The organism is Streptomyces sp. NPDC001002 (assembly GCF_053599215.1).
Genome location: NZ_JBSFLV010000016.1, coordinates 1 through 26,616, shown reverse-complemented (window position 1 = coordinate 26,616; position 26,616 = coordinate 1). Strand labels below are relative to the sequence as shown.

24 protein-coding genes are annotated in these 26,616 nt (G+C 71.4%); 21 read left to right on the top strand and 3 right to left on the bottom strand.

What is annotated here, in order from left to right:
* The first annotated feature begins 109 nt into the window (after positions 1-109).
* The 4 genes from ACWDR3_RS10505 to ACWDR3_RS10490 all read left to right on the top strand — a co-directional run bounded on the left by ACWDR3_RS10505 (position 110) and on the right by ACWDR3_RS10490 (position 3,423).
* The gene (locus tag ACWDR3_RS10505) at positions 110-1,129 is read left to right on the top strand and encodes a LacI family DNA-binding transcriptional regulator (protein WP_450352122.1); all 1,020 of its coding nucleotides are present in this window, start codon (positions 110-112) and stop codon (positions 1,127-1,129) included.
* 82 nt (positions 1,130-1,211) lie between these two features.
* The gene (locus tag ACWDR3_RS10500) at positions 1,212-2,237 is read left to right on the top strand and encodes a DUF5954 family protein (protein WP_450352069.1); all 1,026 of its coding nucleotides are present in this window, start codon (positions 1,212-1,214) and stop codon (positions 2,235-2,237) included.
* A 96-nt stretch (positions 2,238-2,333) separates the two neighbouring features.
* Positions 2,334-2,963, top strand: a complete 630-nt coding sequence (locus ACWDR3_RS10495; protein WP_450352068.1) for a VOC family protein — start codon at positions 2,334-2,336, stop codon at positions 2,961-2,963.
* A 64-nt stretch (positions 2,964-3,027) separates the two neighbouring features.
* Positions 3,028-3,423, top strand: coding sequence for a VOC family protein (locus tag ACWDR3_RS10490; protein WP_450352067.1), 396 nt, complete (start codon positions 3,028-3,030; stop codon positions 3,421-3,423).
* 100 nt (positions 3,424-3,523) lie between these two features.
* Here ACWDR3_RS10490 and ACWDR3_RS10485 read toward each other — a convergent pair whose 3' ends face one another.
* The gene (locus tag ACWDR3_RS10485; RefSeq protein WP_450352066.1) at positions 3,524-4,204 is read right to left on the bottom strand and encodes a helix-turn-helix domain-containing protein; all 681 of its coding nucleotides are present in this window, start codon (positions 4,202-4,204) and stop codon (positions 3,524-3,526) included.
* Positions 4,205-4,703: 499 nt separating this feature from the next.
* Positions 4,704-5,669 carry a cupin domain-containing protein gene (locus tag ACWDR3_RS10480; RefSeq protein ID WP_450352065.1) on the bottom strand — a complete coding sequence of 322 codons (966 nt, stop codon included), beginning with the start codon at positions 5,667-5,669 and terminating at the stop codon, positions 4,704-4,706.
* Between the two features lie 81 nt (positions 5,670-5,750).
* Here ACWDR3_RS10480 and ACWDR3_RS10475 point away from each other — a divergent pair, with 81 nt between their 5' ends.
* Entirely contained in the window at positions 5,751-6,596 is an 846-nt protein-coding gene (locus ACWDR3_RS10475; RefSeq protein ID WP_450352064.1) for an NAD(P)H-binding protein, read from the top strand.
* Between the two features lie 75 nt (positions 6,597-6,671).
* On the opposite strand, the gene ACWDR3_RS10470 is transcribed toward ACWDR3_RS10475, so the two are convergent.
* On the bottom strand, positions 6,672-7,820 hold the full coding sequence (locus ACWDR3_RS10470) for a YihY/virulence factor BrkB family protein (RefSeq protein ID WP_450352063.1): 1,149 nt from the start codon (positions 7,818-7,820) through the stop codon (positions 6,672-6,674).
* 588 nt (positions 7,821-8,408) lie between these two features.
* On the opposite strand from ACWDR3_RS10470, the gene ACWDR3_RS10465 reads away from it, so the two are divergent.
* From ACWDR3_RS10465 to cysD, 16 genes are all read left to right on the top strand, one after another.
* A complete protein-coding gene (locus tag ACWDR3_RS10465; RefSeq protein WP_450352062.1) occupies positions 8,409-9,560 on the top strand; it encodes a heparan-alpha-glucosaminide N-acetyltransferase domain-containing protein in 1,152 nt (383 codons plus the stop codon).
* Between the two features lie 30 nt (positions 9,561-9,590).
* Positions 9,591-12,110, top strand: a complete 2,520-nt coding sequence (locus ACWDR3_RS10460; protein WP_450352061.1) for a Pls/PosA family non-ribosomal peptide synthetase — start codon at positions 9,591-9,593, stop codon at positions 12,108-12,110.
* Positions 12,107-14,188 carry a non-ribosomal peptide synthetase gene (locus ACWDR3_RS10455; protein ID WP_450352060.1) on the top strand — a complete coding sequence of 694 codons (2,082 nt, stop codon included), beginning with the start codon at positions 12,107-12,109 and terminating at the stop codon, positions 14,186-14,188. Before ACWDR3_RS10460 ends, ACWDR3_RS10455 begins: the two co-directional genes overlap by 4 nt.
* Before the next feature lie 15 nt (positions 14,189-14,203).
* Positions 14,204-15,196 (top strand): TauD/TfdA family dioxygenase, encoded by a 993-nt coding sequence (locus ACWDR3_RS10450; protein WP_450352059.1) that lies wholly within the window; start codon positions 14,204-14,206, stop codon positions 15,194-15,196.
* Positions 15,193-16,221, top strand: coding sequence for a 2,3-diaminopropionate biosynthesis protein SbnB (gene sbnB / locus ACWDR3_RS10445; protein WP_450352058.1), 1,029 nt, complete (start codon positions 15,193-15,195; stop codon positions 16,219-16,221). Before ACWDR3_RS10450 ends, sbnB begins: the two co-directional genes overlap by 4 nt.
* 35 nt (positions 16,222-16,256) lie before the next feature.
* On the top strand, positions 16,257-17,246 hold the full coding sequence (gene sbnA, locus ACWDR3_RS10440) for a 2,3-diaminopropionate biosynthesis protein SbnA (protein ID WP_450352057.1): 990 nt from the start codon (positions 16,257-16,259) through the stop codon (positions 17,244-17,246).
* 109 nt (positions 17,247-17,355) lie between these two features.
* Positions 17,356-18,990: an acyl-CoA dehydrogenase family protein gene (locus ACWDR3_RS10435; RefSeq protein WP_450352056.1), complete on the top strand. Its 1,635-nt coding sequence runs from the start codon at positions 17,356-17,358 to the stop codon at positions 18,988-18,990.
* A 296-nt stretch (positions 18,991-19,286) separates the two neighbouring features.
* Positions 19,287-20,576 carry a GAF domain-containing protein gene (locus ACWDR3_RS10430; RefSeq protein WP_450352055.1) on the top strand — a complete coding sequence of 430 codons (1,290 nt, stop codon included), beginning with the start codon at positions 19,287-19,289 and terminating at the stop codon, positions 20,574-20,576.
* A 173-nt stretch (positions 20,577-20,749) separates the two neighbouring features.
* Entirely contained in the window at positions 20,750-22,027 is a 1,278-nt protein-coding gene (locus ACWDR3_RS10425) for a hypothetical protein (protein ID WP_450352054.1), read from the top strand.
* Positions 22,028-22,064: 37 nt separating this feature from the next.
* Positions 22,065-22,637: a GNAT family N-acetyltransferase gene (locus ACWDR3_RS10420; RefSeq protein WP_450352053.1), complete on the top strand. Its 573-nt coding sequence runs from the start codon at positions 22,065-22,067 to the stop codon at positions 22,635-22,637.
* Positions 22,638-22,764: 127 nt separating this feature from the next.
* Entirely contained in the window at positions 22,765-22,848 is an 84-nt protein-coding gene (locus ACWDR3_RS10415; protein ID WP_309486338.1) for a putative leader peptide, read from the top strand.
* A 122-nt stretch (positions 22,849-22,970) separates the two neighbouring features.
* Positions 22,971-24,668 (top strand): nitrite/sulfite reductase, encoded by a 1,698-nt coding sequence (locus ACWDR3_RS10410; protein ID WP_450352052.1) that lies wholly within the window; start codon positions 22,971-22,973, stop codon positions 24,666-24,668.
* Entirely contained in the window at positions 24,665-24,844 is a 180-nt protein-coding gene (locus ACWDR3_RS10405) for a hypothetical protein (RefSeq protein WP_123996898.1), read from the top strand. The genes ACWDR3_RS10410 and ACWDR3_RS10405 overlap by 4 nt, the downstream gene beginning before the upstream one ends.
* Positions 24,841-25,551 (top strand): phosphoadenylyl-sulfate reductase, encoded by a 711-nt coding sequence (locus ACWDR3_RS10400; protein ID WP_450352051.1) that lies wholly within the window; start codon positions 24,841-24,843, stop codon positions 25,549-25,551. Before ACWDR3_RS10405 ends, ACWDR3_RS10400 begins: the two co-directional genes overlap by 4 nt.
* Positions 25,552-25,553: 2 nt before the next feature.
* The gene (gene cysC, locus ACWDR3_RS10395) at positions 25,554-26,123 is read left to right on the top strand and encodes an adenylyl-sulfate kinase (RefSeq protein WP_402345950.1); all 570 of its coding nucleotides are present in this window, start codon (positions 25,554-25,556) and stop codon (positions 26,121-26,123) included.
* Positions 26,120-26,616, top strand: a 497-nt coding sequence (cysD, locus tag ACWDR3_RS10390; protein WP_450352050.1) for a sulfate adenylyltransferase subunit CysD, incomplete at its 3' end; no start/stop codon positions are given. The genes cysC and cysD, both read left to right, overlap by 4 nt.

The following is a 26,616-nucleotide window of genomic DNA, read 5'->3' as shown; positions in this document are numbered from 1 at the left end:
TGAACCTAGGGTAGGAAGCGCTTACCGCTTCGTCGCTGGTCGAAATTTTCGGTGGCCCTCGGGCGGGCCGGAGAGGTGGTTCCCGATGGTCCGTACGGGGAATGCGAGCGTGGCCGCGGGGCCGACGCTGGCGGTCGTGGCCCGTGAGGCGGGGGTGTCCGTGCCGACCGCGTCCAAGGTGGTCAACGGGCGGGAGGACGTGGCGCCCGAGACGCGTCGGCGGGTGACAGAGGCGCTCGACCGGCTCGGCTATGTGCGCAGACCCCGCTTCGACACGACGAAGGTGCCCGGTCTGGTCGACCTCGTGGTCCACGCGCTCGACACCTCCTGGTCGGGGGCCGTGCTGCACGGGGTGGAGGCGGCGGCGCACGACGCGGGCCTGGAGGTCGTGGTCTCGGCGGCGCTGAACCGGACCAGGACAGGGCAGCCGGAGCGCGGCTGGCTGGACAAGCTGGTCGTGCGCGGTTCGTCCGGGGTGCTGTTCAATCTGGCCGAGCTGACGCCGGCCCAGTACTCCTGGCTTGAACAGCGCCGGATCCCTTACGTGTTGATCGACCCGGTGCTCGAACCGCCGCCGGGTGTGGTGTCGGTGGGCGCGGCCAACTGGCAGGGCGGGGTCACCGCCACCGAGCATCTGCTCGCCCTCGGCCATGAGCGGATCGCGGTCGTCGCGGGCCATCAGCACAAGATGTGCAGCAGCGCGCGGGTGGCCGGCTACCGTTCGGCGCTCGCGGCGGCCGGGGTGCGCCACCGTGCCGAGTACGTCCGGCACGCCGGCTTCGACGAGAGCGTGGCCCGGCGGCGGATGCTGGACCTGCTCGAACTGCGCGAGCCGCCGACGGCCGTGTTCGTGTGCTCGGACCGGATGGCGCTGGGTGTCTACGAGGCCCTGGCGGAACGGGGGTTGAGCGTGCCGGACGACGTCAGCGTGGTCGGTTTCGACGATCTGCCCGAGTCCCGCTGGATCGCCCCGGCCCTCACCACGGTCCGCCAGCCGCTGGCCGAGATGGCGGCCACGGCCCTGCGGCTGCTGGTCCGCATGATGGAGGGCGAACGCCCGGAGAGCACACGTACGGAGTTGTCGACGCGGTTGGTGGAGCGGAGCAGTACGGCACGTCCGCGGTCCTAGCGTCTACCACTTCCTTTCCAACCCCGGTGGAAGTTGCGTCGGTTCGGGTGCCCACGCCCGGTGGACTCGGCACAATGCGTTCATGTCCGATGACTGGCAGCAACAGATCGACGCGCTCCACGAGGAGTTGATCCGTCGTGACGACCCCGCCGCCTGGGTGCGCGAGGCCGACGCGATGGAGGGTGCCCGGCGCTATCCCCGACTCGCCCTGCGTGGACCGGTGTTCGGGATCGCCGCCCAGGATCCGGCGGTGGGACCCCAGTGGCGGGTGCTGAAGCCGGTCGTGGACCGGGTGCCGCAGATGGCGCGGGACGGGTTGCAGTCGTATCTGTTCTTCACCGCGAAGGACGACACCGACGACCGGGCCGTACGGCGTGAACTGCTCGCGGGCGTCGCCGTGTTGGAGCGCGAGCGGGCGGACGAGGTGACGGCCTGCGGGGTGCGCTACCGGGTGGTGCGCGGGGACGAGTTCGCGCGGATCGGCGACGGCGGTCCTGAGCCGCCCCGGCCCACCGACCCCGAGCCGACGATCCGGCTTTGGGACCGGCAGGCGCGCGACCACAAGCTGCGGGACATCGGCTTCACGATCGATCCGGGGCTCGCCGAGGGCCCGTCCGCGGGGGCGATCCAACTCGGGCTGCGTGCCTTCACGTACACGGGCGCCCACTTCCCCGTCGAGGTCCGTACGGACTCCGAGAAGTCCGTCGCCACTCACCCCGAACCGGTCTTGCTCCCCACCGGTTTCGGTGTGGTCGAGCGGGTCGAGCGCGAGGGCGGCTGGCGACCGCTCGGCGTCCTGGCACCGACCCCGCACGCGGCCCGCCAGATGCTGTACGACGGGCTGGCCGAGGTGTGGGCGCTGTTGTACAGCCTCGACGACAGGACCAAGGCCAGGTACGCGGCGGCGGCCGAGGAGTTCCGTGCCCTCGGGCGTGCGGACGAGTTCCGCGTCGACGACCGTCTCTTCCGGATCTGCCGGGTGGAGCGCATCCTCCGCACCGGCCCCAAGGGTCCGGAGTCTCCCCGCCCTTCGGACGTGGACGCGTACGGTCCGATGAAGCTGCACCCGAGGATGTCGGAGGACGGCACGCTCACCCACGGCGACTGATCGGGAGCGGTCGGGCGAGAGCCCGGGCGAAGGACCCGCCCTCCTCGCCGCACAGGTGTTCCATTCAAGCCACCTTGCCCCGTAGCCTCTGCTGCGATGAACGCCATTCCCGCGCGACTGGACCATCTCGTCCTCGCGACCCCCGATCTGGCCGCGACGGTCGCCGACTTCACGCGGCGCACCGGTGTGGCGCCCGCGCCCGGCGGTGTGCATGTCGGCTTCGGCACCCGCAACTACCTTGTGGCACTGGGTGGCCGCAGTTATCTGGAGATCATCGGGCCCGACCCGGAGCAGCCGGAGCCGAGCGGTCCCCGCCCGTTCGACGTCGACGAGTTGGCCGTGGCACGGACGGTGACCTGGGCGATCAGCCCGGCCGACCTGGACGCGGCGGTCGAGGGTGCCCGTGCGCGGGGCTACGATCCCGGGCGCATCCACCCGATGAGCCGGCGCCGGCCCGACGGCACGCTGCTTGAGTGGCGGTTGACCGACGGCGACACCGCGCATCCGTCCGGTCTGGTGCCGTTCCTCATCGACTGGCAGGACTCCGACCACCCGACGGCGTCCTCGCTGCCCGCCACTCCCCTGCTGGCCCTGTCCGCGACGGCGCCCGACCCTGACGAGATCCGGCCGCTGCTGGCGGCGGTGGAGGCCGAACTCGCCCTGTCCGAGGGGCCGTTCGGGCTCTCGTTCACGGTGGACACGCCTCGGGGGCCGGTCACCTTCTGAGGGCCGGGCCCGCGTGTCCGATTCCTTCAAGACCCGGCGGGCGTGGCCTGCCTACGGTGCTCGCATGACTCCACAATTCTCTGTGATCGGCCTCGTCGTCTCCGACCTGGCCGCCTCGCTCGCCTTCTACCGTCGGCTCGGGCTCGTCTTTCCGGACGGGGCCGAGGAGTTGCCCCATGTCGAGGCCGAACTGCCCGGTGGGCTGAAGCTGGCCCTGGACACCGAGGAGACCATCCGCTCGTTCCACGCCGGGTGGCAGGCGCCGGTCGGCGGTGGTCGGGTCGCGCTCGCCTTCCGGTGCGCGACGCCCGCCGAAGTCGACTCGGTGTACGAGGAGTTGGTCGGCGCCGGGTACGACGGGGAGCTCAAGCCGTGGGACGCGGTCTGGGGACAGCGGTACGCGACGGTGCACGACCCGGACGGCAACGGCGTCGACCTGTTCGCGCCACTCCCTCAGTAGTTCGCGCCACTCCCCCAGTAGTCCGCGGCACTCCCCCAGTAGACCGCCGCGCACCTCCGCCCAGCAGACCGCGGTCGCCGTACGGGCCGTCCGCGCGCCGCTACCGCAGCAGCTCGCCCAGCGGCAGACCCGCCAACTCCTTGACGTCCCGCGCCAGATGGGCCTGGTCGGCGAAGCCGGCCTCGGCCGCGGTCTCCGCGAACGGCGTGCCCCGGCGGGCCAGTCGCAGGGCGCGTTGCAGCCGCAGTACCCGGGCCAGCGTCTTGGGTCCGTAACCGAAGGCGGACCGGGCGCGGCGGTGCAACTGGCGGGTGCCCAGGCCGAGTTCGTCGGCGGTGGCGGCGACGGGGCGGCCGGCGTCCAGTGCCGTGACGAGGTGGCCGAGGAGCGGGTCGGGGGCGTCGGCGTCCGCCGCCAGGCGCAGGGCCGCCTCGTCGAGGCCGTGTGCCGGGTCGGTCGCAGCGTTCACGCACGCCGTGAGCCGGTGTGCGCGGGCGGTCGGCCACAGGTCGGTGAGCTCCACGCGCCGGTCGCGCAGTTCGTGCGCGGGCACGCCCAGCAGCGCGGGCGCCGTGCCGGGATAGAAGCGGACGCCCGCCCAGGGGCTGGGGGCGCCCTCGGTGACGTATCCACGGGTGTCGGGTCCCGCGACGAGGAGTCGCCCCTCGTGCCACAGCAGGTCCATGCACCCGTCGGGCAGCACCCGCCCCGGTGCGGCCGCGGACGGCGTGTTCGTCCACACGACCGCGCCGGTCAGCGCGGATGCCCGTTCCGTGTACACGAGGTCCAGGCTACGCCCGGTGTCAGGAGCGGGCGACGACGAAGGGGGCCGCCTCACAGCCGGGAAGGCGACACCTGATCCGACCTTGCCGAAGGCGACCCGCTCGCCCGCGCCACGCCACCGGACACGGGCCGCTCGCCCACGCTGCCGCGCCGGAGGCGAACCGCCCGCCCGCGCTGCCGCGCCGGGCACAGGCCGCTCGCCCACGCCACCCCGCCGGAGGCGAACCGCCCGCCCGCGCCACCGCAAAGGAGGCAGCCCGCTCTCTCACGCCACCCCACCGGACACGGACCGCCCGCCCACGCTGCCGCGCCGGGCACAGGCCGCTCGCCCACGCCACCCCACCGGACACGCGCCACCCGCCCACGCCACCGCACCGGAGGCAGCCCGCTCTCCCGGGCCACCCCGCCGGAGACGACCCTCTCGCCCGCGCCACCGCGCCCCGCCGGTCAGCTGGGACGCCCGTTCCACCTGCCCATGAGCCGAGCCACTCCCGGGATCAGGACCGCGCGCCGACCAGCGGAGCGTCGTCCGCGGCGCGGGCCCGGTGTTCCTGGGGGCTGACGCCGTAGACCCGTTTGAAGGCGCTGGACAGGGCGAAGGCGCTGCCGTAGCCGACCTGGCGGGCGATGCTGTCGAGGGTGGCGTCGGAGGCGCGCAGGCGGTCGGCGGCCAGGGCCAGGCGCCAGCCGGTGAGGTAGGTCATCGGGGGCTCGCCCACCAGCTCGGAGAAGCGGCGGGCCAGGGCCGCGCGGGAGACGCCCGCCTTGGCGGCGAGGGACGCGACCGTCCACGGGTGGGCGGGGTCGTCCTGGAGGAGCCGCAGGACGCGGCCGACCACGGGGTCCGCGAGCGCTTGGTACCAGGCGGGTGCCGCGGCTTCCGGGCGGGAGAACCAGGCCCTGAGCGCGGCGATGACCAGCAGGTCGAGGAGGCGGTCCAGGACGACCTCCTGGCCGGGCTCGTCCCGGCCGATCTCCTCCATGAGGAGCGAGGTGAGCGGGCACTCCCAGACGTCGCCGGTGAGGGAGAGCAGCGGCGGCAGCGCGTCCAGCAGGCGCCCGCTGATCTCGCCCTGCATCAGGTACGTACCGATCAGCATGACGGTGGAACCGCCGAGGTTGTCGCCCCAGGTACGTACCCCCAGGTCCATCGAGCCCTGGAGGGGGCTGCCGTCGGGGTAGGAGCACTCCGCGCCCGGCAGGATCAGCGCCTGCGGGGGCGTGGCGGGGTCGTCGGCGCAGGTGTACGGGTCGGGACCGCGGGCGATGGCGAGGTCGCCGGCGTGCAGCCGCAGCGGGGGTCCGGTGTCCGGGGTGATCCAGGCGTCGCCGCGGACCATCAGCATCACGGTGAGCGGGGCGCGGTCCTCGACCCGGATCGCCCAGGGCGGGTCGAAGCACGCACGGATCATGAAGGCGCCACGCGCGCGTGGACCCTCCAGCAGGCCTGCGAGTGCGTCCATGGGGCCAGCGTAGACGCGCGATTATGGGAATGAGCCGTTCAGCGATGGTTCCTTGTGAAGTGCGGCAGTTGACTGGCTCGCATGACAGACAACACGCAGAGCGAGCAGGGTATGACGGTCGTGGTGACGGGGGCCTCCGGGCGGACCGGGAGCCGGGTGGCGCAGGCCGCGGAGGCGGCGGGTCTGACGGTGCGGGCGGCGTCGCGTGCGCAGGGTTTCGACTGGGCGGACCGGTCGACGTGGGCGAACACGCTGCGGGGCGCGGACGCGGCCTATCTGGCCTATCCGTCGGATGTGGGATCGCCGGACGCGGCCCGGGACGTGGGGCTGTTGGCACGCGAGGCGGTGCAACTGGGCGTACGGCGGCTGGTGTTGCTGTCGGCGCGCGGCGAGGACCAGGCGCGGCCCACCGAGGCGGGGCTGAAGGAGTCCGGTGCGGACTGGACGGTCGTACGGGCCGCGTGGTTCGCGCAGAACTTCAGCGAGGGGCCGTTGGTCGAAGAGCTGCGCCAGAGCGGGGAGTTGGTGTTCCCCGGCGGTGAGGTGCGGGAGCCGTTCATCGACGTGCGGGACATCGCGGACGTGGTGGTGGCCGTGCTGACGGCGGGCGAGCGGTATGTGGGGCAGGAGGTCGAGGTCTCGGGGCCGCGGCTGCTGACCTTCGGGGACGGGGTCGCGGAGATCGCGCGGGCGACGGGGCGTGAGCTGACGTACCGGGCGGTGTCGCCGCGCGAGTACGGGGCGCGGCTGGCCGGGTTCGGGGTGCCGGAGCCGGAGGCGGAGTTCCTGGTGGAGGTGTTCGGCACGCTGCTGGACGGCCGCAACTCCCGTCTGTCGAACGGCGTTCAGGAGATCCTCGGCCGCGAGCCGCGCGACTTCGCGGACTTCGCCCGGGAGGCCGCGGCGTCCGGCACCTGGAAGGCCTGAGCCGGCGAACCGCTCAGAGACCTCCGCGCTCGGTCGCCGGACCGCTCAGGTCCTCCCCCTCGACCGGCAGACCCCTCAAGACCCCTCGCGCTTGCGCGGTGGATGCGTGCTCTTGGCGTGGGTGCGCAGGCGGGAGGTCACGTCCTCCGGGGGGAGGAAGCGCGACCAGCGTTCCGGGAACTCCGAGGGCATGTCCGGGTCGTCGGGATCATGGTCGTGGTCGGCGTCGCGGACGGCGGCCGTCCGGGCCGCGTACTCGGCGACCTGGGCCTCGCGCAGCCGTTCGTTGGAGGCGCGGGCCGCGGCCGTGGCGGCGGTCGGCCAGATCCGGTCGATCGCGGCGTTGACCGCGGCCCCGACCAGGACGGCGAAGGCGGACACGCCGATCCACAGCAGTACGGCGACGGCGGCGGCGAGCGAGCCGTAGATCGTCGCGCCCTCGATGGTGCTGGTGATGTAGATGCGCAGCAGGAAGCTGCCGAGCACCCACATGGCCAGTGCCACCAGGGCGCCGGGCACGTCCTCGATCCAGGGCGAGCGCACGGGCACGGACACGTGGTAGAGCGTCGTCAGGAAGACGACGGACAGGACGATCACCACGGGCCAGTACAGGACTTGCACGAGGGTCTCCGACCAGGGCACGACCCCCACCACCGCGTCGGGCCCGGCGACCATCAGCGGCAGCGCGACCGAGCCGATCAGCAGGCCCACGATGAACAGCAGGAACGACATCACTCGGGTCTTGACGATGCCGCGGACGCCGTCGAGGCCGTACATCACGGTGATGGTGTCGATGAAGACGTTCACCGCGCGCGAGCCCGACCACAGGGCGAACAGGAAGCCGACCGAGATGACGTCGGGCCGGCCGCCCTTCACCACGTCGTGCAGGATCGGCTGCGCGATCTCGGCCACGCCCTTGTCGGACAGGACCGTGCGGGACGCCTCCAGGATGTTGTTCTCGAGGCTGGTGATGGTGTCGGTGCCGGTCCAGTCGTCGACGTAGCCGAGCAGCCCGATGAGGCTGAGCAGCAGTGGTGGCACGGACAGCAGCGTGAAGAACGCGGCCTCGGCCGCGAGGCCCAGGATCCGGTACTCCATGCACGAGTTGACGGTGTCCTTGAGCAGCAGCCAGGCGGTCCTGCGCTTCGAGACGTTCCGATAGAGGGCACGCGCCCGGTGGAGACGGCCGGAGGGCCGTTGTGGGGAGTCACTTGCTGGCTGCACGACCTAAAGGTATCCGCCGTGGCTGCGTGCACTCATCCTCGGCCCGACAAAAACGAACGAATTTTCTGTCATGACCGTGATGGCCGGTTTGTTCGCTCGCTGAATCGGTCATTTCTGTAAACGCCACACGTCGGCGACTTGATCACGAATTCAGGACGGTCTGGAACCAGCCAATGGCTGAAACCCCCTTGAACCATTCGTGAAGTTTCCGAAAGAATCCGCCTTGCATTCGTTGCGTTCGCTGAGGACGACTCAGACGCACACGACACGGGGGACATCGAGGGTCTCTGACCAGGACCCGATCCAGTCGCGTTACCCGTGGTCCGCATGGGATCCATGCGGATCGCGCCGTGCTGCCCTGCGCCATTTTCACGCGACCACTCGACACACATCCACACCATTTGGAACTCGAATCCAACCCTTTCCCAATGTTCCGGAATTTCGCCCTGCCCTGAACAGCGGAGCGAATTCCTTCGTACTCCTTTTCGGGGAATTCGTATGCCTGTTCCGTATCAATTGACGCGCACACCACCGCCGCCACAGCCATTACCGGACGGCGCAGACTCCGCCGCGCCGCGGATCGTCGGGGTGGACACCGCCCGCGGTCTGGCGCTGCTCGGGATGTTCTCCGTACATGTGTACGGAGCCTTCGCGTCGGACGGCTCGCCCACCCCGGCGTGGATGTTCGCGGGCGGCCGGTCGGCGGCCACGTTCGCGCTGCTGGCCGGGGTGGGCCTGGCGTTCACCACCGGCGGGCGCCGGCCGGTCGTGGGGCGCCCGCAGTACGCGGCGGTCGCCACCCGGGCGGCACTGATCGGGCTCACCGGGCTCCTGCTGGGCTATGCCTCGCGGGCCGCGGACCTCGGCGTGGACGTGATCCTGGCGTTCTACGCCCTGCTGTTCCTGTTCTCGATCCCCTTACTCCGCCTGCGCCCCCGCACCCTGGCGGCGCTCTCCCTCGCCCTGGCCCTGGCCGGCCCCGTCGCCGTGCACCTTCTCCGCGGTGTGCTGCCCGAGCCGGCCTTCGAGGGCGATCCCGTCCTCACCAACCTGTTCACCGATCCGCTCGGGCTGCTCTCGGATCTGCTGGTGCACGGCAACTACCCGGTGGTCGCCTGGATGACGTATCTGTGCGCGGGTCTCGCCGTGGGCCGGCTGGACCTGACGTCCGTACGGATCGCACGGCGGCTGCTGCTGGGCGGGCTCGCACTGGCGGCCGGTGCCTGGCTGACCGCCACCGTCTGGCTCACCCAGTTCGGCGGGCTCTGGCACCTGTGGCGGGCCGAGTTCCCGGACACACCGTGGCGCGAGGCCCGGCCCGAGGTGCTGTGGGACACCGGCGACGACGCCACCTGGTGGTCGCTCATCTCCCGCGCCCCGCACTCGACCTCACCGTTCGACCTGCTCCAGACCCTCGGTTCGGCGTGCGCCCTGCTCGGCGCCGCCCTCCTGCTGACCCGGCTCACCCCCACCCGCCGGCTGCTCAGTCCCCTCACCGCGGCGGGCACCATGCCGCTCACCCTCTACTGCGCCCACGTCCTGCTCCTCGCCACGGGCGCCCTCGGCAACTCCCCCGACCTTCTCTACGGCCTGCTCGCCCTGGGCTCACTGCTCTTCGCCGTCTGCTGGCGGCGCGCGGTGGGCCGGGGACCGCTGGAGGCCGGCATCGCCGTGATCGCCGGAAAGGCGCGTCAAGTTACCCGGCCGTCGGTGGAACCGCAGAGCTCACAAAGCTCGTAAAGCATGTAAAACCAGTAAGGAGCACACGTGGTGGGAAAAACCGACACTGTCACCGAGAGCGTCCTCGCGGAGGTGCTGGCCGGTGTAGTACGCAAGGAACACATACCGGTCGACAGCCACTTCTTCGACGATCTCGGCGCCAACTCCCTTGTCATGGCCCACTTCTGTGCCCGCGTCAGGAAGCGCGAGGATCTGCCGTCGGTGTCGATGAAGGACGTCTACGGCCATCCGACGATCCGCCGCCTGGCCGCGGCCCTCGACACCGCACCGGCCGCCGCGCCGACCGCCGAGGTCGCGGTCCCGACGACTCCGCCCGGCTCCACCCCGCGCTATCTCCTGTGCGGTGCGCTCCAGTTGCTCGTCTTCGCCGCCTACTGCCTGCTCGCCGGACTGGTGTTGGGCAAGGGCTACGAGTGGATCTCCGCCACCGACGCCGTGGTCTCGGTCTATCTGCGGTCGCTGGTCTTCGGCGCCGCGGTGTTCGCCGGCGCGTGCGTCCTGCCGGTGGTCGCGAAGTGGCTGCTGGTGGGCCGCTGGAAGGAGACGGAGTTCCCGGTCTGGAGCCTGGCCTACGTCCGCTTCTGGACCGTCAAGGCGCTGCTGCACGCCAACCCGCTGATCCTGTTCACCGGCAGCCCGCTGTACGTGCTGTACCTGCGGGCGCTGGGCGCGCGGATCGGCAAGGGCGTCACGATCCTGACCCACTCGGTGCCGGTCTGCACCGACCTGCTGACGGTCGGCGCGGGCACGGTGCTCCGCAAGGACTCCTACCTGCTCTGCTACCGAGCGGAGGCCGGCCTCATCCGCACCGGCCGGGTGACCCTCGGCAGCGATGTGTACATCGGTGAGAAGACCGTCCTGGAGATCGGCACGACGATGGGCGACGGCGCCCAACTCGGCCATTCCTCCGCCCTGTACGGCGGTGCCGCGGTCCCGGCGGGCGAGCGCTGGCACGGCTCCCCGGCCGTCCGCACGGACGTCGACTACGTCCGCGTACCGCCGGCCCGCTGCACCACCCTGCGCCGGACCCTGTTCGGCCTGGGCGGTCTGCTGCAGACGGTGTTCGTGTACGTCCCGCTCGCGGTCGGCGGCTCGTATCTGCTGCTCACCCTGGTGCCCGCCCTGGACACCCTGCTCGACCCGACCCGCCAGCAGCTGGACTCGGCCGAGTTCTACAGCGAGGCACTGGGTCTGTCCGTCGGCCTGTTCGTGGGCTCCGTCCTCGTCGGCCTCGCCGCCGTGACGCTGATCCCGCGCCTGCTGAAGCCGTTCCTGCGCCCGGACCGGGTCTATCCGCTCTACGGCTTCCACTACTCGGTGCAGCGCGCGATCGCCCGTATGACCAACATCAAGTTCTTCAAGTGGCTGTGCGGCGACAGCTCGTACATCGTCCACTACCTGCGGGCCATCGGCTACGACCTCTCGCACGTGGAGCAGACCGGCTCCAACTTCGGTACGGAGGTGTCGCACGAGACGCCGTACCTGGCGACCGTGGGCAGCGGCACGATGGTCGCGGACGGACTGTCGATCGTGAACGCCGACTTCTCGGCGACCTCCTTCCGGGTCACCCGGGCGACGATCGGACCGCACAACTTCCTCGGCAACAACATCGCCTACCCCAGCGGCGGCCGCACCGGCGACAACTGCCTGCTGGCGACCAAGGTGATGGTCCCGCTGGACGGTGAACTCCGTGAGGGCGTGGGCCTGTTGGGCTCGCCCTCGTTCGAGATCCCGCGCTCGGTGGAGCGCGACTCCCGCTTCGACCACCTGCGCGAGGGCCCCGAGCTGGCGCGCCGGCTGGCCGCGAAGAACCGCTACAACCTGCGCTCGATGGGCCTGTTCCTGTTCGTGCGCTGGCTGCACTGGTTCGCGATGACGGTCCTCGGCTTCGCCGCCGTCGACCTCTACGGCGCCAGTGGCGCCCTCGGCGGTCTGCTGATCGGCGCCTCGCTCGTGGTGGGTCTGGTGTTCAGCACCGGCTACTACGTGCTGGTGGAGCGGATGATCGGGCGGTTCAGGTCGCTGGAGCCGACGCTGTGCTCGATCTACGACCCGTGGTTCTGGTGGCAGGAGCGCCTGTGGAAGGTGCCGGACAACCACCTCGTCGTCTTCAACGGGACGCCGTACAAGAACCTCGTCTGGCGGCTGCTGGGCGTCCGCATGGGCCGTCGGGTCTTCGACGACGGCGCCTACATCACCGAGCGCACGCTGACCGCGATCGGCGACGACTGCACGCTCGCCGCGCACACCAAGGTGCAGGCCCACTCCCAGGAGGACGGCACCTACAAGTCCGAGCGCATCACCATCGGTGCCCGCTGCACGCTCGGCACCGGCGCGCTGGTGCACTACGGCGTCTCGATGGGCGACGGCGCGCTGCTGGCACCCGACTCCTTCCTGATGAAGGGCGAGGAGATGCCGGCGGGCGCGGCCTGGGGCGGGAATCCGGCGGTGCCCTTGACGGGAGCGCCGGTGACAGGGGGGTCCGCGCGAGCGGTGCCTGTGAACGGGGCGTCCCGCAACGGGGTGCCCGCCAAGGGGGGAAAGACATGAGGGAACCGATCCCGCACTGGACGCTGACTCCGGTGCCGGGCACGGCGGAGTACGAGGTCCCGCTGCCGCCGGGACAGCCGACCGGGCCGACCGCGCTCGCGTCCGCGCACGCAAAAGTGCTCGCCGCGCTGACCGGTGAGCCGGGCGCCGAGGACGACGACCTGGACGTGAGGGTCACGGACGGCGTGCTGCGGCTGCGCTACCGCACCGACGTCCTGGACGCCGAGGCGGCCGCGCGGATCGCCGGCTACCACCTGACCGCGCTCGCCGAACCCGACCGGCCCACGCTGCTGTCGGAGGAGGAACTCCGGTTCCAGCTCGACGAGTTGGCGGGACCGGTCCGAGAGCTGCCGGACCGGCGGGTGCACGAGCTGTTCGAGGAGCGGGTCGCCGCCCACCCGGACGCCGTCGCCGCCGTGCAGGGCGACCGGCGGTGGACGTACCGGGAGCTCGACTCCCGGGCCAACCGCGTCGGCCGGGCGCTGCTCGCGCGCGGTCTGGAGCGCGAGGGCGTGGTCGCCGTCGTGATGGAGCGGAACCTGGACTGGCTCGCCTCCGTGCTCGCCGTGTTCAAGGCGGGCGGAGTGTATCTGCCCATCGAGCCGCACTTCCCGGCCGACCGCATCGCGCGCACCCTCCACCGGGCGGGCTGCGGCCTCGTCCTCACCGAGTGGGGCAGCGACACCAACCTGGAGTCGATAGACCGGCTGTTCGTGGAGACGGCGTACGCGGAGGACCACGCCGACGGTGCTCTGGGCGTGCCCGTCACCGCCGACCAGGCCGCGTACATCTACTTCACCTCCGGCTCCACGGGCGAGCCCAAGGGCGCGATGTGCGAGCACGCCGGGTTCGTCAACCACGTCCTCGCCAAGATCGAGGACCTGGGCTTCGAGTCCGGCGGCACGGTCGCGCAGACGGCACCGCAGTGCTTCGACATCTCCCTGTGGCAGCTGGTCTCGGCGCTGCTGGTCGGCGGGCGCACGCTGCTGATCGGGCAGGAGACGATCCTCGACGTGTCGGCCTTCGTGGACACGATCGCGCGCGGCCGGGTGAACGTGGTGCAGATCGTGCCGTCGTATCTGGAGGCCGTGCTCGCCGAGTTGGAGCAGCGTCCGCGCGAACTGCCCGACCTGCGCTGTGTGTCGGTCACCGGCGAGGCGGTCAAGCAGGAACTGGTGCAGCGCTGGTTCACCGCGATGCCCGGCATCCGGCTCGTCAACGCCTATGGCCTGACGGAGACTTCGGACGACACCAACCACGAGGTCATGCACGAGGTGCCGGCCGGGGACCGGGTGCCGCTGGGACGGCCGATCCGCAATGTGCGGGTGTACGTCGTCGACGATGACCTGGTACCCGTACCGCTGGGCGCGCCCGGCGAGATCGTCTTCTCCGGAGTCTGTGTCGGACGCGGCTACGTCAACGACCCCGAGCGCACCCGGGCCGCCTTCACCGAGGACCCCTACCGGCCCGGCGAGCGGCTGTACCGCAGCGGCGACCACGGGCGCTGGCGGCCCGACGGGAAGCTGGAGTTCCTCGGCCGGCGCGACAGCCAGGTGAAGATCCGCGGCTTCCGCGTCGAGCTCGGCGAGGTCGAGAACGCGCTGCTGCGGGTGCCCGGGGTGCGGGACGGCGCGGTGGTGGTCGTGGGCGGGGTGCGCCTGGTGGCGTTCTGCACCGGGCCGCACCCGGTGGACGCCGAGAAGGTACGGGAGGTGCTGGGGGCCTCGCTCCCCGCCTACATGGTCCCGTCCCTCGTGCACTGGCGGGACGTGCTGCCGCTGACCGCCAACGGCAAGACCGACCGCAAGACGCTGACCGCGCTCGCCGCCGACCTCGACGACGCCAAGTCCGGCACCCCGGACACGCCCGGTGAGCGGCGGCTGGCCGCGGCCTGGGCCGAGGTGCTCGGCATCCCGGAACAGCGGATCGGCCGCCAGGACCACTTCTTCGACCGCGGCGGCACCTCGATGTCCGCGGTCAAGCTCGCGATCGTCCTCGACCGGGCGATCACCCTCAAGGACGTCACCCGTCACCCGGTCCTCGCGGACCTGGCCGGGCTGCTCGACCAGCACCACTGAAAGGGACAACCCGCAATGTCGTACACGTCTGAAGCCACGCTTCCGGGCCTGGAAATCGCGCCCGGCGCTCCACCCCTGCTGCACGCCAAGTCCGAGCTCCACCCGGCCAATTGGGTCGCCGCCCACCGGGACGCGCTGCACGCCGTCCTGCTTGAGCACGGCTGTGTGCTGGTCCGCGGGCTGGGGCTCGCCGACCCCGACGCGACCGAGGCCGTCGCCCGGCGGCTGACCGACCGGCTGATGTCCGACCGGGAGCCCTTCGCGCCCCGGCGCGGCTACGCGGACGGCGTCTACTCGTCGACCAAGTGGCCGCCGAACCAGCAGATGTGCATGCACCACGAGGTCAGCTACGGCCTGGAGTTCCCCGGCCTGCTGCTGTTCGCCTGTCTGGAGGCGCCCGAGTCCGGCGGCGCGACCGCGGTCACCGACGCGTCGGCGGTGCTCCAGGCGCTGCCCGCCGCGCTGGTCGAGCGGTTCGAGCGGGAGGGCTGGCTGCTGACCCGCTCCTACAACGACGAGATCGGGGCCTCGGTCCAGGAGGCCTTCGGCACCGACGACCGCGGCGCGATCGAACGCTACTGCCGCGCCCAGGGCATCGAGTTCGCCTGGCAGGGCGACGGCTCGCTGCGCACCCGGCAGCGGCGCAGTGCGGTGCTGCGCCATCCGGTGAGCGGGCGGCGCTGCTGGTTCAACCAGATCGCCTTCCTCAACGAATGGACCATGGAACCCGAAGTGCGTGAATACCTGGTGGACGAGTACGGCTCCGACGGACTGCCCTTCAACACCCGCTTCGGCGACGGCGATCCGATCGGCGAGGACGTGGTGCGGCAGATCAACGAGGCCTACGCGGCGCACACCGTGCGCGAGCCGTGGCGCTCGGGGGATCTGCTGCTGGTGGACAACATCCGTACCGCGCACGGCCGGGAGCCGTTCGACGGGCCGCGCGAGGTGCTGGTGGCGTTCGGGAACCCGGTGGGGCGCGCCGAGTGCGAGGTGAGCGGCGGATGAGCACGGCCGCACCGGACTTCGCCGTCATCTCCGGCGAGCAGGTCCAACAGGCGCTGAGCGGACGGGAGTCCGAGATCGGCGAACTCGTCGAGGCCGTGTACCGGCTGCACGGGGAGGGCGACTCGGTGAACCCGCCGTCGTACTTCCTGCGCTTCCCGGACCGTCCTTCGTCCCGGATCATCGCGCTGCCGGCCTCGCTGGGCGGGCCGCTGCCGGTGGACGGGCTGAAGTGGATCTCCAGTTTCCCGGAGAACACCAAGTCCGGGCTGCCGAGGGCGTCGGCGGTGCTGATCCTGAACGACCCCGACACGGGCTATCCGTTCGCCTGTCTGGAGAGTTCGGTGATCAGCGCGACGCGGACGGCGTCCTCGGCGGCGCTGGCCGCGGACCGGCTGAGCCGGACGCGGACGCGTCCGACGCGGGTCGGTTTCATCGGCACCGGGCTCATCGCACGCTATGTGCACACTCATCTCACCGGCACCGGCTGGGAGTTCGAGGAGACGGGCGTGCACGACCTGAACGCCGACAGCGCGGCCGGTTTCCGCGGCTACCTCGAACGGTCGGGCGCCGAGGGCCGGATCACCGTGCACGACGACCCGGAGTCCCTGATCCGCTCCTGCGACTTGGTGGTCTTCGCGACCGTCGCGTCCGCGCCGTACATCCACGACCCGTCCTGGTTCGCCCACCATCCGCTGGTGCTGCATGTGTCGCTGCGGGACCTCGACCCGAAGATCCTGCTCGACTCGGCGAACTTCGTCGACGACGTCGAGCACTGTCTGAAGGCCGAGACCTCCCCGCACCTGGCCGAACAACTCACCGGTGGACGGGAGTTCCTGGACGGGACGCTCGACGACGTACTGACCGGGCGGGTCACCGTCCCGGGTGACCGGACGGTGGTGTTCTCGCCGTTCGGACTGGGGGTGCTCGACCTCGCGGTCGGCAGGTTCGTCCATGACGAAGTGGCCCGAAGGGGCGGGCTGCACGTCGTCGACGGGTTCTTCCACGAGCTGCGCCGGTACGGCTGACGGCCATGCACGTGGCGCATGAGGAGGGGGGCGTCATGCCCGTAATTTCAGATCCGGCACAGTTCAACGAAGAGGAGCTCTACGTCGACCTTCGGGCCGCACTGGGGCTGCCGCTCTACCTGAAGTGCGAGGGATTCAACTTCGCCGGCTCCGTCAAGCTGAAGGCGGCGACCGAGATGGTCAACGCGGCCGAGCGGCAAGGGCTGTTGCGGCCCGGCTCGGTGCTCGTCGAGTCGTCGTCCGGGAACCTCGGGGTCGCCCTGAGCGTGATCGCCGCGAGCCGGGGCCACCGGTTCCTGTGCGTGACCGACTCGCGCTGCAACCTGCCGACGATCCGGCTGATGGAGGCGCTCGGCACCCGGGTGCACGTCATCAGGGAACCGGATGTGCACGGGGGGTTCCTGGGCGCGCGGATCGCGTACGTACGGGCGCTGTGCGCGTCCGACGACCGGTACGTGTGGCTCAACCAGTACACCAACCAGGCCAATTGGCGGGCGCACTTCCGCACCACCGCGCCGGCCATCGCCCGCCGCTTCCCGGACCTGGACGTCCTGTTCGTCGGGGCCGGCACGACCGGGACCCTGATGGGCTGCGCCCGCTGGTTCTGGCAGTGGCGGCGCCGGGTGCACATCGTCGCCGTCGACAGCGTCGGCTCGGTCAGCTTCGGCGGCCCGGCGGGCCCGCGGATGATTCCCGGGCTCGGCACGAGCGTGCCGCCGCCCATGCTCGACGAGACCTATGTCAACGACGTGGTCCGCGTCGAGGAGACCGACACCGTCCTCGCCTGCCGTCGACTGGCCGCCCGCGGCTTCCTGTTCGGCGGCTCGACGGGCACGGTCGTCAGCGGCGCCGGCCAGTGGCTGGCCCGCAACGGCCACGACGGCCTCACCTCGGTGGCCATCGCCCCCGACCTCGGCGAACGCTACCTCGACACCGTCTACCACGAGGACTGGCCGCTCTCGGCCGCCGAGCCGGCCGGCACGATCGAACCGGAGGAGGCGGTGGCGATGGCCCGCCCGGCCTGACGGGTCGCCGGGCGCGGGCCGGTGCACGAGCGACCGTCGTTCCGGCACCGGCCCGGGCCCGGCCCGGCGGTTGCGTCCGGGCAGGTCCGTGCGCGGTAGGTTCGCGGGCATGGCACGTACCACCCACACCGTGACCAACCAGCCGCCGCCCCTGACCGGGTACGACGTCTACTCCGCCGATCGGGTCCTGACGGAGGCCGTCGCGCGGCATCTCGACCCGGCGCTGTCCGAGGAGGCCGGTGACGAACTGGCCGCCCTCGGGCAGGCCGCCGGGTCGGCGCAGGTGCAGGAGTGGGGGGTGCAGGCCAACGAGAATCCGCCCCGGCTGCGTACGCACGACCGGCACGGCAGGCGGATCGACGAGGTCGAATTCCATCCGGCCTGGCATCGGCTGCTCGGCAAGGGCGTCGCCGCGGGGCTGACGGCCGCCTGGGACCGGCCGGGCGGCCATGTCCGCCGGGCGGCCGCGTTCCTGGTGTGGACGCAGGTCGAGGCCGGCAACTGCTGTCCCCTGTCGATGACTCACGCGGCGGTGCCTGCTCTGCGCACCGACCCCGACCTGGCCGCCGAGTGGGAGCCGCGGCTGACCTCGACGGTCTACGACCGTGAGCTGCGTCCCGCCCACCTCAAGGCCGGGGCGCTGTTCGGGATGGGGATGACGGAGAAGCAGGGCGGCAGCGATGTGCGGGCGAACACCACTGCCGCGCGGCCGCTCGCAGAGGACGGCACCTACGAGTTGACCGGGCACAAGTGGTTCTGTTCGGCGCCCATGTCGGACGGTTTTCTCGTGCTGGCCCAGGCTCCCGGCGGGCTCACCTGCTTCCTGGTGCCGCGCGTGCTGGCGGACGGCACCCGCAACGTGTTCCTGCTCCAGCGGCTCAAGGACAAGCTGGGCAACCGGTCCAACGCTTCGGGCGAGGTCGAGTTCGACGGGACCTGGGCGCGGAGGGTCGGTGCGGAGGGGCAGGGGGTGCGCACGATCATCGACATGGTGACGGCGACCCGCCTTGACTGCGTGATCGGGTCGGCCGGGCTGATGCGGCAGGCCGTCGCGCAGGCGGTCCATCACTCCGGCCACCGTGAGGTGTTCGGCGCCAAGCTCGTCGACCAGCCGCTGATGCGCAATGTGTTGGCCGACCTCGCGCTGGAGTCGGAGGCGGCCACCACCCTCGCGCTGCGGCTCGCGGCCGCGTACGACGACGGCGGCGAGCAGGAGCGGGCGCTGCTGCGGATCGCGGTACCGGCCGCCAAGTACTGGGTGACCAAGCGCTGTTCGCCGGTCGCGGTCGAGGCCGCCGAGTGTCTGGGCGGCAACGGCTATGTCGAGGAGTCGGGGTTGCCCCGGCTGGTGCGCGAGTCGCCGCTCAACTCGGTGTGGGAGGGCGCGGGCAACGTCCAGGCGCTGGACGTGCTGCGGGCGCTGCGCCGTGAGCCGGCCGCGCTGGACGCGTATCTCCAGGAGGTCGGCCGGGCGCGGGGCGCGGACCACCGGCTGGACGGCGCGATCAAGGGCGTACTGACCGAACTCGCCGATCTGCAGGGCATCGAGGGACGCGCGCGGCGGCTGGTGGAGCGGCTCGCGCTGGTGCTCCAGGGGTCACTGCTGGTCCGGTTCGCGCCATCCGAGGTCGCGGACGCCTTCTGCGCCGCACGGTTGGGCAGCGACGGGGGTGCGACCTTCGGGACCCTGCCGTCCACGCTCGACCTGGCGTCGGTGGTGGAGCGGGCCCGGCCACTGTCCTGACCTGCGCGAAGGGCCGGACGCGGGGGTGGTGCTGCGCCGACACGGCACCACCCCCGCCCAGTGGCCCGTAGACAGGCCTGGCACGCCGCTCGGGACGGCGTTGCTCAAGTTTCAACCAGGGTTTGGCAGTTCACCAGGGTTGCAGAGGGTTGCAACTTGCTGCTTTCTGTGGCTGGACCGTGCACGTCCCTCTGGCGGGAACGACACTATGAGACGGTCAGTCAACGGACTGCCGGCTCCGTGGCCGAATCGCGACGGTGGGCCCGGCGGTCCGACCCCTTCTCCCTGGAGGTCCCGTGGCGCTCTCGCCGACGGACGTCACCCAGTTCGCCGCGGTCGACACCACGCGCGCGGCGCGGGTGCTCAGCGAGGTCCGCTCCGCCACGCTCGCCGGGCAGCGCGCGCCCGTCGCGCCGCGGCCGGTGATCGAGCAGTCCTGGGGGCGCACCCTGCGCAGCGGCGTCGATCCCGAACGGGACCTGCGGGCCGGGGTGCTCTCGGCCGACGAGGTGCGGCGACGGCGGGAGTCGACGGAACTGCGCCATGTGCTGCCGGTGCTGCGGGAGGGGCTGTTGTCGGTCGCGGACGTCGCCCACCACATCATGGTGGTCGCGGGCCCGGACGGCCGGGTGCTGTGGCGGGAGGGCAGCACACCGGTGCTGCGCCGCGCCGACGGGCTCGGCTTCGAGGTCGGCGCCGACTGGCGCGAGGAGGTCGTCGGCACCAACGGCGTGGGCACCCCGGCGGTGGTCCGCAGGCCCGTACAGATCTTCGCCTCCGAGCACTTCGTGCGCTCGCTGTCCACCTGGACCTGTACCGGCGCCCCCATCACCGACCCGCGCGACGGACGGCTGCTCGGGGTCGTGGACGTCAGCGGACCGCTGGAGACGATGCACCCGGCCACGCTCGCCTGGGTCGACTCGGTGGCCAAGCTCGCCGAGGCCCGGCTGCGCGAACTGCATCTGACCTCGCTGGAGAGGCTGCGCGCGGTGGCGGCCCCGGTCCTTGCCCGGCTGTCCGGGCGGGCCCTGGTGGTGGACCGGGACGGCTGGACCGCCGCGGTGACCGGGCTGCCGGCCGGCAGCCGGATCACCCTGCCCAAGTCCCTGACGCCGGGCCGCCGGTGGCTGCCGCCGCTGGGGCCCTGCTCGGTGGAGCCGCTGGCCGAGGGCTGGCTGATCAGGGCGTCCGACGAGCCCACGCCACGCGGTGCCACCCGCATCGTGCTGGACCTGACCCGCCCGCGCCGCTGGACGGTGACGGTGTCGGAGTGCGCGGGGTCCTGGAGCCGCGAACTGAGCCCCCGGCACGCCGAGTTGCTCTATCTGCTGGCGCTGCACCGCACCGGGCGCAGCGCGGCGGGCCTGGCCGAGGACGTGTTCGGCGACGCGGGCCGCACGGTGACCGTGCGCGCCGAGATGTCACGGGTACGCCGTTATCTCGGCGGCCTGTTGGAGCATCGCCCCTACCGTTTCCGCGAGCAGGCCGAGGTCGAGGTGCTCGTCCCCGAGGACCCGCTGGACCTGCTGCCGCACTCGACGGCCCCCGCGCTGACGGCGGGACGGACTCCGACCGGGACCACCTGAATATGCCCGTTCCGTCACCGTGCGTGCCCGAGCGACGGCATCTTCCGCATATTTGCAGGGTCTTCGTCCCCCGCGGCCCTCGCCTGCCGTAGCATCCCTCTACGGGCCACCCCACCTGCTCCTTGGTCAACGCTCGGACCAACAAACGCAGTTGGCTCGCCTCGGGAGGTTCGATGAAGCAACGCGGCAGACACCGCAGGCAAAGGCGCGGCCAGGCGGTGCGCGGCTTCCTGGCCGGGACCGCGCTCGCCCTCACCGCGGCCGCCACCATGATCAGCGCTTCGCAGGCCACCGTCAGTGACACCCCCGGCGGCCTGAAGCCGCTGGCCGCGGACGCCAAGGGGGCCGACCTCCCGCTCCAGGAGCACCTGGTCCCGCAGGACACCCTCGACCGTCTCTCCGCCGAAATGGGCAAGCCGGTCGGCGTCCGCGAGGTCCTCGACGACAGCGACCGCACGCTGCGGGACGCGGCCTCCTGCACCACCGCCGAGCGCAGCACCCTGCCCGTCGAACCGGCGGCCACGCGCGCGTACTGCTGGGACAGTGCCGACACCGACGGCTGGCAGGCCGGCGCGGTCACCACCTCCGGGGACGCGGACGACGACGGTCACTGGGGCGGGAACCGGGTGATCCTGTCCGGCTGGAGTCACGACACCGAGCGGGGCAAGGCCTCGGGCGTGGCCCGGGTCGCCTTCGTGAACGCGGACGATCCCGCGCATCTGACGTACACCTGGGCGGTCCTGGCGGTCCCGGTGGACGGCGGACGCGACTACCGAGGGCTGCCCTCGGCGGTCTCCGGCATGGTCTGGTACCAGGGCAAGCTGCTGGTCACCACCGCCACCGGCCTCTACGCGTACGACATGCGCCGCGTGCAGCGGGCCACCGTCGACAGCCTCAAGGTCGGCAAGGTGCGCGGCGGCTGGGCGGCGTACGGCTACCGGTATGTGCTGCCCGCGGTCGGCTCGTACACGCTCGGTGGCGGGTCGCCCCGTCCCACGGCGATCTCCCTGGACCGCAGCACCGCGCCGGACAGTCTGGTCGCGAGCGAGCGGGTGCCCGTGGACGACGATCTGCGCACCCGGCTGTGGCGCTACGCGTTCAGTTCGGACCCGGCGCGGGCCGGGCTCCTGGCCACGGACTCCGCCGGGAACGCGGTCGCGGACGCGGCCTACGAGACGAAGGTGACCGGCGTCGCGGGCGTCCTCTCGCTCGACTCGACCTGGTATCTGGACCGGGCGGCCGACACCGCGGGCGACCACGGCACCCTCTGGCGGCAGAACGCGGACGAGGCGAAGACCACCGAGTGCGGCTCGGACGCCTCGCACCAGTGCTGGAGCGGCCGGGCGGGTTCCCTCTCCTACTGGGCGACGACCGGCGAGGTCTGGTCCCAGTCCGGCCGGATGCTGTACGCGCTCCCGCTGTCCTCGATCGACAAGTCCGCCGGCCGGTAATCGACAAGCCTCCGGGCCGGATGATTCCCTGACGGGCATGAGCACCTTCCCCGTGACCACCTGGTCCCTGGAGCAGACCGCCCCGACCGACCTGCTGCCGGCCGCCGCGCCGGACGGGGACGTCCGGATCGTCCGCTCCGAGCTGCCCTCCCCCGAGTTCAGCCGCTTCCTGTACGCCTCCGTCGGCGGCGACATCCTCTGGACCGACCGGCTCGGCTGGCCGTACGAGCGCTGGCAGCGGTACCTGGACCGGCCGGGCGTGGAGACGTGGGTCGCGTACGAGCGCGGGACGCCCGCCGGGTTCGTGGAGCTGGACCCGCAGGACGACGGGGTCGTGGAGATCGCCTACTTCGGGCTGATCCCCGCCTTCCGGGGCCGCCGGATCGGCGGCCATCTGCTCGCGCACGGCACCGCCCGCGCCTGGGATCTCGCGGACCGCTGGCCGGGTCTCGCCCGCACCAAGCGGGTCTGGCTGCATACATGCAGCAAGGACGGGGAGTACGCCATGGACAACTATCTGCGCCGGGGCTTCACGCTCTTCGACACCAAGGTCGAGGAGGAGCGCGAGGTGGCCACGCCGGGTCCCTGGCCCGGGGCATACCCCGCCTGACCTGCGCGGACAAGACCGCGTGCGGCGCATGTGACCGATGACACCCGCGTCTCGCACTTCGAGACCAGGGTGTCCGCATGTCGGACGAAGCTGGACTGTGTCCAGATCGCCATGACACGCTTCCGTCATGTCCGGAACTGGAATTGCCTTGGTGAGTCGGCGCCACGTCGACCTCGGCCGCATGTCCAGCGCCATCTGTCCGGCGAGCTGAGAGCCGCAGCGACACCGACATCTCCTGCACACGTCTCGTCCCGCGCAACGACGCGCACGTAGACCCATGCGCCCGTACCCGCAGGTAAGAGCCGCTCCCGTCTGTCCCGGAGGACCCCGAACATGGCCGCCACCCCGCAGAACCCTGCTGCCGCAGCGCCCCGCCGCAAGGTGAGCCGTCACCGCGGTGAGGGTCAGTGGGCAGCCGGGCACTTCACGCCGCTCAACGGCAACGAGCAGTTCAAGAAGGACGACGACGGTCTCAATGTGCGGACACGCATTGAGACGATCTACTCCAAGCGCGGCTTCGACTCGATCGACCCGAACGACCTGCGCGGCCGGATGCGCTGGTGGGGTCTCTACACCCAGCGCAAGCCCGGGATCGACGGCGGCAAGACCGCGATCCTGGAGCCGGAGGAGCTGGACGACAAGTACTTCATGCTGCGCGTCCGCATCGACGGCGGCCGGCTGACCACGGACCAGCTGCGGGTGATCGGCGAGATCTCGCAGGAGTTCGCGCGCGGCACGGCCGACCTGACCGACCGGCAGAACGTGCAGTACCACTGGATCCGCATCGAGGACGTGCCCGAGATCTGGAACCGGCTCGAAGCCGTCGGGCTCTCCACCACCGAGGCCTGCGGTGACACGCCCCGCGTGATCCTCGGCTCGCCCGTCGCCGGCATCGCCGAGGACGAGATCATCGACGGCACCCCGGCCATCGACCAGATCCACAGCCGCTACATCGGCACCAAGGAATTCTCCAACCTGCCGCGCAAGTTCAAGACCGCGATCTCCGGCTCCCCGCTCCTGGACGTGGCGCACGAGATCAACGACATCGCGTTCGTCGGCGTCGAGCACCCCGAATACGGCCCCGGCTTCGACCTGTGGGTCGGCGGCGGCCTGTCCACCAACCCGAAGATCGGCGTCCGGCTCGGCGCCTGGGTCCCGCTGGACGAGGTCCCGGACGTGTGGGCCGGCGTGATCGGCATCTTCCGCGACTACGGGTACCGGCGCCTGCGCACCCGCGCCCGGCTGAAGTTCCTCGTCGCCGACTGGGGCCAGGAGAAGTTCCGCCAGGTCCTGGAGGACGAGTACCTCAAGCGCAAGTTGGTCGACGGCCCGGCCCCCGCGCAGCCGGTGGCCCGCTGGCGCGACCACGTCGGCGTCCACCGCCAGCAGGACGGCCGTTTCTACGTCGGTTTCGCCCCGCGCGTCGGCCGCATCGACGGCGCCACCCTCACCAAGATCGCCGAGCTCGCCGAAGCGCACGGCTCGGGCCGGGTCCGTACCACCGTCGAGCAGAAGATGATCGTGCTCGACGTCGAGGAGGACCAGGTCGACTCGCTGGTCGAGGGCCTCGCCGCGCTCGACCTGACCGCCAAGCCGTCCTCCTTCCGGCGCGGCACCATGGCCTGCACCGGCATCGAGTACTGCAAGCTCGCCATCGTCGAGACCAAGGCGCGCGGCGCCGCGCTGATCGACGAACTGGAGCGCCGCATCCCGGAGTTCGACGAGCCGATCACCATCAACATCAACGGCTGCCCGAACGCCTGCGCCCGCATCCAGGTCGCGGACATCGGCCTCAAGGGCCAGTTGGTCCTCAACGACCAGGGCGAGCAGGTCGAGGGCTTCCAGGTGCACCTCGGCGGCGCGCTCGGCCTGGAGGCCGGGTTCGGCCGCAAGGTCCGTGGTCTGAAGGTCACTTCGGACGAGCTGACCGACTACGTCGAGCGCGTCCTGAAGCGGTTCCAGGCCGAGCGCGAGGACGGCGAGCGGTTCGCGACCTGGGCCACCCGCGCCTCCGAGGAGGCCCTGTCGTGAGCGAGCGGGCCGCCCCCTTCTACTGCCCCTACTGCGGCGACGAGGACCTGCGTCCCAGCGAGCAGGGCCACGGCGCGTGGGAATGCGGAGCGTGCAATCGAGCCTTCCAGTTGAAGTTCCTCGGGCTGCTGTCCCGGGGGCTTCAGCGCACCGAAACGGGAGGGGACGAGATATGACCACCGTTCAGGAAGACCGCACGACCGACGACTTGAAGGCGCTTGCCGAGCAGGCGGGCCGTGACCTGGAGGACGCCTCCGCGCTGGAGATCCTCCAGTGGGCCGTCGACACCTTCGGCAAGCAGTTCTGCGTGACCTCCTCCATGGAGGACGCGGTGGTCGCCCACCTCGCCTCCCGGGCCAGGCCCGGCGTGGACGTCGTGTTCCTCGACACCGGCTACCACTTCCCCGAGACCATCGGCACCCGCGACGCGGTCGAGGCCGTGATGGACGTCAACGTCATCACCCTCACCCCGCGCCAGACGGTCGCCGAGCAGGACGCGGAGTACGGTCCCAAGCTGCACGACCGCGACCCCGACCTGTGCTGCAAGCTGCGCAAGGTCCAGCCGCTGGAGCAGGGCCTGACCAAGTACACGGCCTGGGCGACCGGGCTGCGCCGCGACGAGTCCCCGACCCGGGCGAACACCCCCGTCGTCGGCTGGGACGAGAAGCGCCAGAAGGTCAAGGTCTCGCCGATCGCCCGCTGGACGCAGGACGACGTGGACGCCTACGTCGCCGAACACGGCGTACTGACCAACCCGTTGCTGATGGACGGCTACGCGTCCGTCGGCTGCGCCCCCTGCACGCGCCGCGTGCTTGAGGGCGAGGACGCCAGGGCCGGGCGCTGGGCGGGCCGCAACAAGACCGAGTGCGGGCTGCACGGCTGACCATGACGACCACTCAGGAGATACAGGAGACACACGTGACGACCGGAGCCACCGTCTGGCTCACGGGTCTGCCGAGCGCCGGCAAGACCACCATCGCCTACGAGCTGGCCGGCCGGCTGCGCGAGGAGGGCCACCGCGTCGAGGTGCTCGACGGCGACGAGATCCGCGAGTTCATCTCCGCGGGCCTCGGCTTCTCCCGCGCGGACCGGCACACCAACGTTCAGCGCATCGGCTTCCTCGCCGAACTGCTCGCCCGCAACGGCGTCAAGGCGCTGGTCCCGGTCATCGCGCCCTACGCGGACAGCCGCGAGGAGGTGCGCAAGCGCCACCAGGAGAGCGGTGCCGCGTACCTGGAGGTGCATGTGGCGACCCCGGTCGAAGTGTGCTCCGAGCGGGACGTGAAGGGTCTGTACGCCAAGCAGGCGGCGGGCGAACTCAGCGGGCTCACCGGGGTCGACGACCCCTACGAGGCGCCCGAGTCGCCCGACCTGCGCATCGAGTCCCAGCACCAGACCGTCCAGGAGTCCGCGGCCGCACTCCACGCGCTGCTCACCGAGAGGGGACTGGCATGACGACCGTCGCCACGACGGAGGACGGTACGGCCAGTCCGTACGCCCTCTCCCATCTGGACGCGCTGGAGTCCGAGGCGGTGCACATCTTCCGCGAGGTGGCGGGCGAGTTCGAGCGGCCGGTGATCCTCTTCTCCGGCGGCAAGGACTCCATCGTCATGCTGCACCTGGCGCTCAAGGCGTTCGCGCCCGCGCCGATTCCCTTCACCCTGCTGCACGTCGACACCGGGCACAACTTCCCCGAGGTCCTCGACTACCGCGACCGCACGGTCGAGAAGCACGGGCTGCGGCTGCATGTGGCCTCCGTGCAGGACTACATCGACCGGGGTGTCTTGAAGGAGCGTCCCGACGGGACCCGTAATCCGCTCCAGACACTGCCGTTGACGGAGAAGATCCAGGCGGAGAAGTTCGACGCCGTGTTCGGTGGTGGGCGGCGGGACGAGGAGAAGGCTCGCGCGAAGGAGCGGGTGTTCTCGTTGCGGGACGAGTTCTCGCA

Coding starts and splice junctions, on each gene's coding strand:
- ACWDR3_RS10500 (WP_450352069.1), top strand. CDS start 1,212: ATGTCCGATGACTGGCAGCAACAGATCGACGCGCTCCACGAGGAGTTG.
- ACWDR3_RS10495 (WP_450352068.1), top strand. CDS start 2,334: ATGAACGCCATTCCCGCGCGACTGGACCATCTCGTCCTCGCGACCCCC.
- ACWDR3_RS10490 (WP_450352067.1), top strand. CDS start 3,028: ATGACTCCACAATTCTCTGTGATCGGCCTCGTCGTCTCCGACCTGGCC.
- ACWDR3_RS10480 (WP_450352065.1), bottom strand. CDS start 5,669: ATGGACGCACTCGCAGGCCTGCTGGAGGGTCCACGCGCGCGTGGCGCC.
- ACWDR3_RS10475 (WP_450352064.1), top strand. CDS start 5,751: ATGACAGACAACACGCAGAGCGAGCAGGGTATGACGGTCGTGGTGACG.
- ACWDR3_RS10455 (WP_450352060.1), top strand. CDS start 12,107: ATGAGGGAACCGATCCCGCACTGGACGCTGACTCCGGTGCCGGGCACG.
- ACWDR3_RS10450 (WP_450352059.1), top strand. CDS start 14,204: ATGTCGTACACGTCTGAAGCCACGCTTCCGGGCCTGGAAATCGCGCCC.
- sbnB (WP_450352058.1), top strand. CDS start 15,193: ATGAGCACGGCCGCACCGGACTTCGCCGTCATCTCCGGCGAGCAGGTC.
- sbnA (WP_450352057.1), top strand. CDS start 16,257: ATGCCCGTAATTTCAGATCCGGCACAGTTCAACGAAGAGGAGCTCTAC.
- ACWDR3_RS10435 (WP_450352056.1), top strand. CDS start 17,356: ATGGCACGTACCACCCACACCGTGACCAACCAGCCGCCGCCCCTGACC.
- ACWDR3_RS10425 (WP_450352054.1), top strand. CDS start 20,750: ATGAAGCAACGCGGCAGACACCGCAGGCAAAGGCGCGGCCAGGCGGTG.
- ACWDR3_RS10420 (WP_450352053.1), top strand. CDS start 22,065: ATGAGCACCTTCCCCGTGACCACCTGGTCCCTGGAGCAGACCGCCCCG.
- ACWDR3_RS10415 (WP_309486338.1), top strand. CDS start 22,765: ATGTCCGGAACTGGAATTGCCTTGGTGAGTCGGCGCCACGTCGACCTC.
- ACWDR3_RS10410 (WP_450352052.1), top strand. CDS start 22,971: ATGGCCGCCACCCCGCAGAACCCTGCTGCCGCAGCGCCCCGCCGCAAG.
- ACWDR3_RS10400 (WP_450352051.1), top strand. CDS start 24,841: ATGACCACCGTTCAGGAAGACCGCACGACCGACGACTTGAAGGCGCTT.
- cysC (WP_402345950.1), top strand. CDS start 25,554: ATGACGACCACTCAGGAGATACAGGAGACACACGTGACGACCGGAGCC.